Below are 6,318 nucleotides of genomic sequence, written 5' to 3'. Positions count from 1 at the left end.
CGGATGCAGTTATCCTCCCGGCCATATTCTAATTCTTAAAGCTGTGGATCGGCGCCGGGATTCTTCCGCCGCGGTTCACAAAGGCAGAGCAGTCAAACTGGTTCACAGGCATAATGGGCGCATGTCCCAGAAGGCCGCCGAACTCCGCATGATCTCCCACAGTCTTACCGATAACAGGAATCAGGCGGACTGCCGTTGTTTTCTGGTTAACCATGCCGATTGCCATTTCATCTGCGATAATTCCGGAAATGGTCGTTGCTTTGGTATCTCCGGGGATTGCGATCATATCCAGGCCTACGGAGCAGACACAGGTCATGGCCTCCAGCTTTTCCAGCGTCAGGGCACCGGCGGATACGGCGTCTATCATGCCCTGATCCTCACTGACAGGGATAAATGCGCCGCTTAAGCCTCCCACATAGGAGGATGCCATAACGCCGCCCTTTTTCACCTGATCGTTAAGCAGGGCAAGCGCCGCCGTGGTCCCGGGAGCCCCTGCATATTCCAGGCCGATTTCACAGAGGATATCCGCCACGCTGTCGCCAATGGCAGGCGTGGGGGCAAGGGAAAGATCCACGATACCAAAAGGGATTCCCAGTCTTCTCGAAGCTTCCTTCGCTACCAGCTGGCCGACTCTGGTTACCTTAAACGCCGTCTTTTTAATGGTTTCACAGAGCACTTCAAAGCTCTCGCCGCGCACCTTTTCCAGCGCGGTTTTAACAACACCGGGGCCGCTGACGCCTACGTTGATGATCTGATCCGCCTCCGTCACGCCGTGGAAGGCGCCTGCCATAAACGGGTTGTCATCCGGCGCATTGCAGAAAACAACCAGCTTCGTACAGCCGGAGGAATCGGTTTCTTTGGTATATTCCGCCGCTTCCAGGATTATTTCTCCCATCAGCTTCACAGCATCCATGTTAATGCCCGTCTTGGTGGAACCTAAGTTGACGGAGCTGCAGACTCTTTCCGTCCTCGCTAACGCCATGGGAATGGAACGGATCAGCAGCTCGTCCGCGGAGGTCATGCCCTTGGAAACAAGCGCCGAATAGCCGCCGATAAAGTTAACGCCCACCTCATGGGCCGCCTTATCCAGCGTATCCGCTATGGTCGCAAAGTCCGCCGGGGTCTTGCAGGCCGCGCCGCCGATGAGCGCTATGGGGGTTACGGAAATTCTTTTGTTTACAATGGGGATCCCGTATTCCCTGGAAATTTCCTCTCCCACCTGCACCAGGTTTTTGGCGGCATGGGTGATTTTACGGTAGATCTTCTCATTTACACGGGATAAATCGGAATCCACGCAGTCCAGGAGGCTGATGCCCAAGGTAATAGTGCGCACGTCCAGATTTTCCTTTTCAATCATCTTGTTGGTTTCATTTACTTCAAATATATTTATCATTCCACAAACCTCTTACTTTCAAATCCTGTGCATCTGACTGAAGATTTCTTCGCTCTGGCATTTGATAATAACGCCGATTTCTTCGCCCAGCCCGGTTAATTCGTCTGTAATATCCCCGAAAGGCTTTCCGGTATGGTTCATGTCCACAATCATCATCATGTTGAAATATCCCTGGACAATGGTCTGGCTGATATCCAGGATATTAATGTTGTTGTCGGCCAGGTAGGTACACACCTTTGCAATAATACCGACCGTATCATGTCCTACTACTGTAATAATTGTCTTCTTCATCAAAAGTTCCTCCGCTTCTTTCGTAATTTTACAGCCATTTCACGCCTTCACCGTTACGCGATTTCTATTAAACGGGATACCTCGCTCCGTTTCGCCACCTGAATCGGGAAGTCCCCGGCTTTATAGCAGTTATCCGACTGGGTGATTTCCAGCTTCACCGTCTCATAGGCAAGCTCTGGCATGTTGTTTTCCTTGCTCAGATGCCCCAGCACGATATACTGAAGCTTATCATGCAGCAGCCTGCTTAACAGCCTGCCGGAATTTTCATTGGAAAGATGCCCTCTGTCGCCCAGGATCCGCTGCTTGAGCGGGTAAGGATAAGGCCCTACCTGAAGCATGTTCACGTCATGGTTCGCCTCCAGAAGAAGGGCGTCCATTCCCTTCAGGCACTCCACCGTATAATCGTTATAGGTGCCAAGATCGGTCACCACGCCGATTTTCTGCCTTCCGTAGGAAAAACGGTAGGCCACCGGATCCGCCGCGTCATGGGAAATCCGCATGGGATTCACTGTCATGTCCTTTATGGTAAAGCTTTCATCCGCTTTTACGGTCTGAAACAGCTCCCCGTCTATTTCGCCCAGGCTCCTTGCTCCCTTAATGGCATCCACCGTCCTGGTTGTTGCATAAATGGGCACATTATATTTGCGGGAAAAAACGCCCAGCCCGCTGATATGGTCGCTGTGTTCATGGGTGACAAAAATCGCATCCAGTTCACCGGGGCAGATGCCAAGGCTCTTCAGCCCTTCCTCCGTCCGCTTTCTGCTTATTCCAACATCCACCAGAACGTGCGTCGTATCCGTTCCCACATAAATGCAGTTTCCGCTACTGCCGCTTGCAATGCTGCACAGTCTCATAAGTTTCTTACTCCTTTATCCTCCGCCCTGTCTGCAGGCGTACCAAAAGTCTTTGTAATTTCAAACACTCTCTAATATGCCATATTCCGGCGCCGCTTGCAAGGAAAAACTGCAAACGCCCTTCAAAACATCACTCCTGCAGTTTTGCCAGCACCTCATCAATCTGGCGGCAGGTTTCCTGCAGATCCCCGTTATTTTCAATCACTCTCCGGCAGTGGCGGCGGAATTCCTCCTCCGGCAGCTGGCTGTGGAATATATGGTCTATCTTCGCATCCGAATACCCTCTGCTTTCCTTCAGACGCTTTCTGCGCACTTCCTCGTCCGCATAGACGTACCACAGCTCATCCACGATCCTGTCATAGCCCTCCTCTATCAAAAGAGCGGCTTCCAGGAAAAAGAAATCCACCCTTCCAAGGCTTCTTTCTTTCTCCACCTCCTGCAATATGTAAACCCTTACCGCCGGATGGATGATACCGTTTACCTGGGAAAGGAGGCAATCATCAGCAAAAATCTTTTCAGCCATCCGTCCCCTGTCAATGGTCCCGTCCTCCGCCAGCACATCCTTTCCCAGCAGCTCCACCAGCCGTTCATAGCAGGGCTGCCCGGGCAGCTTGACTTCGTTTCCCACCTCATCCGCAAGCAGGATGCGGCAGCGGCAGCGGGAAGCCAGACAGGAAAGCACCTGTGACTTTCCCGCTCCCACGCCGCCTGTAATGCCTATCAGCTTCATTGTAAAACTCCCCTTATTTTGCCTCGTACCAGTTTTTTCCCGTGTGAAGGTCGATTTCCAGAGAAACCGCCAGTTCAGCGGCATTCTTCATTTCCTTTTCCATAATGTCCGCCACCAGGCTCATTTCATCCTCCGCAGTCTCCACAAGAAGCTCATCGTGGATCTGCAGAATCAGGCGGGATTTCAGATTTTCTTCCTTCAGGCGCTTCCAGACACGTATCATGGCAATCTTTATAATATCCGCTGCCGTTCCCTGGATCGGCGCATTCATGGCCACTCTCTCACCGAAGGAGCGCTGCATGAAATTGCTGGATTTCAGTTCGGGCACCGGTCTCCTGCGGCCGAACATCGTGACGGAATAACCGTTTTCTTTGGCATTTTCCACCTCTCTGTCCAGAAATTCCTTGACCTTAGGATAGGTTTTAAAATATTCTTCAATATACTGCGCCGCTTCCTTCCTGGAAATACTCAGATCCTGGCTGAGCCCGAAGGAGCTGATTCCGTACACAATGCCGAAATTCACTGCCTTGGCGTTCCTTCTCTGAAGGTCAGTCACCTCCTCAAATGGAGTGTGGAATACCTTGGCCGCCGTAATACGGTGGATGTCCGCATCGGAACGGTACGCCTCAATCAGCTGCTCATCCCCGGACATATGGGCGAGCACGCGCAGTTCGATCTGGGAGTAGTCCGCATCGGTAAACACATAGCCTGACCTGGGAACAAACACCTTGCGGATCAGACGCCCCAGCTCCATACGCATGGGAATGTTCTGCAGGTTCGGCTCCGTGGAGCTGATTCTTCCCGTGGCGGTAATCGTCTGGTTCAGTGTGGTATGAATCCGGTTGTTTTCCCCGATATAGGCCGCAAGTCCGTCCGCATAGGTGGATTTGAGCTTGGTCAGCCCCCGGTATTCCAGAATCTCCGAAACGATAGGGTAATCCGGAGCCAGCTTATCCAGCACATCCGCGGCGGTGGAATATCCGGTCTTCGTTTTCTTTCCGCCGGGCAGCTGCATTTTTTCGAAAAGGATTTCTCCCAGCTGCTTGGGGGAATTGATGTTAAAGTCCTCTCCCGCCTGCTTATGGATGGAATGTTCAAGCTCCTCTATCCGTTCCACCAGCGCGTCTCCATAGGCCTTCAGCTCCTCCGGACGCACTTCCACGCCTTCCTCTTCCATATCATGAAGCACTCTTGTCAGAGGCATCTCTATTTCCTCAAAAAGCTTCTCCATCCCGGTTTCCCGCAGCTTTTCCCGTAGCCTGGGCTCCGCCATGAAAATCGTATATACGGCAAAGCCTGCATATTCCCGGAAGGCCTCCTCCCTCTCCTGGGACGCCTTCACCAGAGAATGCTTTTCCAAAAGCTGCTGCCGGCTCTGAATCATCAGGCCCAGCTGTTCATTTGCAATATCCTCAATGCTGTAATCATTTTTCAGCGGGTTGAGCAGATATGCCGCAATCAGCACATCAAAAAACCGCTCCGTCTCATCGCTTTCCAGATACCCGTACTGGTTCTTGATCTGGAAGGTGGATAGTTTGACGCCCTTTTTCACCAGGTTTTTCAGCTTGTCCGTCAGGTATTCCTTCGTCAGGAAGCCCTGGGGGATGAAAATCCAAATCTGATCCGCGGCGCTTGCCAGGGCCAGGGCCGCAAAATCCCCGTCCGCCCTGCCGTCCTCCAGCACAAGAAATGCAGCCTTTCCTGCCTTTTCCGCCGCACCGAAGGCTTCCTCCGCATCGGAAAGTTCCGAGGTCATGCGGAAGGTTTCCTTCTGATCATTCTGTGTCACCGCATCTTCTTCAAACCGGCTGAGCAGATTTTTGAATTCCAGCTGTTTAAAGAGTGTGTAGGCTTCCGGGGTAAAAAGATCCTGCAGCCTGACCATATCCCAGGTTACATCCAGTTCACAATCCGTGTGGATGGTTGCCAGCACCTTGCTCAGATCCGCAAGCTCCCGGTTGGCCGCCAGGGACTCCCGGATACTTTTCTTCGTAATTTCATCTAAATGCGCATAAATGTTGTCCAGGGAGCCGTACTGGACCATAAGATCCGTGGCTGTCTTGGGGCCTACCTTGGGCACTCCGGGAATATTGTCGGAGGAATCCCCCATAAGGGCCTTCAGTTCAATAAACTGTACCGGCGTCACCTGGTAGGCTTCCTGAACATCAGAGGCATAATAGTCTTCTATTTCCGTTTTTCCGCCTTTGGTTTTGGGAATACGGATCTTGATATGGTCGCTGGCTATCTGCAAAAGATCCCTGTCTCCGGAAACCAGAGCCACCTCCATTCCTTCCTTTTCCCCGCGCTTTGCCAGGGTCCCCAGAATGTCATCCGCCTCCAGGCCGGCTTTTTCCACAGTGCAGATGCCCATGGACTGAAGCACCTCTTTCATGACCGGCACCTGCTCCCGCAATTCCTCCGGCATGGGCTTTCTCGTCCCCTTATACTCCTTGAACAGCTCATGGCGGAAGGTAGGCGCATGCACGTCAAAAGCCACCGCAAGATATTCAGGCTTTTCCTCCTCCAGAATCTTAAACATGATATTCAGGAAGCCATATACCGCATTGGTATGGAGCCCCTGGGCATTGCTCAAATCAGGCACACCATAGAACGCTCTGTTCAATATGCTGTGCCCGTCAATCAGAACCATTTTTTTACTCATACAAATACCACCGTTGTCATAACCAGAATGACTGTCAGGATCGCTATGGCTTCAAAATAATATAGCCCTCTCTGCAGCATCTGGCGTATTTTTATATGGCTTTCAGCGGTCTGAAGCCTTGCCGAAAGCTCATCATTCAAATTAAAAGCCTCGCCGTCCTCCAGACGTTCCATTCCTACAGTTACCAGGAACTGGATGCTTAACTCCTCTTTGCAGGACGGACATTTATCCACGTGCTCCAGGAACTGCTTCGCCGTCCTGGTATCCATTTCTCCTTTGATAAAATCAGGAATCAGTTTTTCTGCTTGTTTACAATCCATATGGGCGGCCTCCTTTCCTGTGGGACGGGCAATCCGGGCTTCTTTAATACTATACACCAAAACCACCC

The 6,318-nt window shown here is 51.8% G+C and carries 6 protein-coding genes; all 6 read right to left on the bottom strand.

All coding sequences use genetic code 11. From position 1 onward, the window contains the following. Positions 1–28: 28 nt before the first annotated feature. Positions 29–1,393: a PFL family protein gene (locus tag HMPREF1548_RS15395; RefSeq protein WP_021637210.1), complete on the bottom strand. Its 1,365-nt coding sequence runs from the start codon at positions 1,391–1,393 to the stop codon at positions 29–31. Positions 1,394–1,411: 18 nt separating this feature from the next. Further along, positions 1,412–1,684: an ACT domain-containing protein gene (locus HMPREF1548_RS15390; protein ID WP_021637209.1), complete on the bottom strand. Its 273-nt coding sequence runs from the start codon at positions 1,682–1,684 to the stop codon at positions 1,412–1,414. A gap of 53 nt (positions 1,685–1,737) precedes the next feature. Then, positions 1,738–2,538 (bottom strand): MBL fold metallo-hydrolase, encoded by an 801-nt coding sequence (locus tag HMPREF1548_RS15385; protein WP_021637208.1) that lies wholly within the window; start codon positions 2,536–2,538, stop codon positions 1,738–1,740. A gap of 130 nt (positions 2,539–2,668) precedes the next feature. Beyond that, positions 2,669–3,268 carry a dephospho-CoA kinase gene (coaE, locus tag HMPREF1548_RS15380; RefSeq protein ID WP_021637207.1) on the bottom strand — a complete coding sequence of 200 codons (600 nt, stop codon included), beginning with the start codon at positions 3,266–3,268 and terminating at the stop codon, positions 2,669–2,671. Positions 3,269–3,281: 13 nt separating this feature from the next. Further along, entirely contained in the window at positions 3,282–5,930 is a 2,649-nt protein-coding gene (polA, locus tag HMPREF1548_RS15375; protein ID WP_021637206.1) for a DNA polymerase I, read from the bottom strand. Next, on the bottom strand, positions 5,927–6,318 hold a 392-nt coding region (locus HMPREF1548_RS15370), incomplete at its 5' end, for an anti-sigma factor (protein ID WP_051358408.1). The genes HMPREF1548_RS15370 and polA, both read right to left, overlap by 4 nt.

Source organism: Clostridium sp. KLE 1755, assembly GCF_000466465.2.
GTDB lineage: Bacteria > Bacillota > Clostridia > Lachnospirales > Lachnospiraceae > Eisenbergiella > Eisenbergiella porci.
This window is presented reverse-complemented; position numbering and strand designations above follow the sequence as displayed.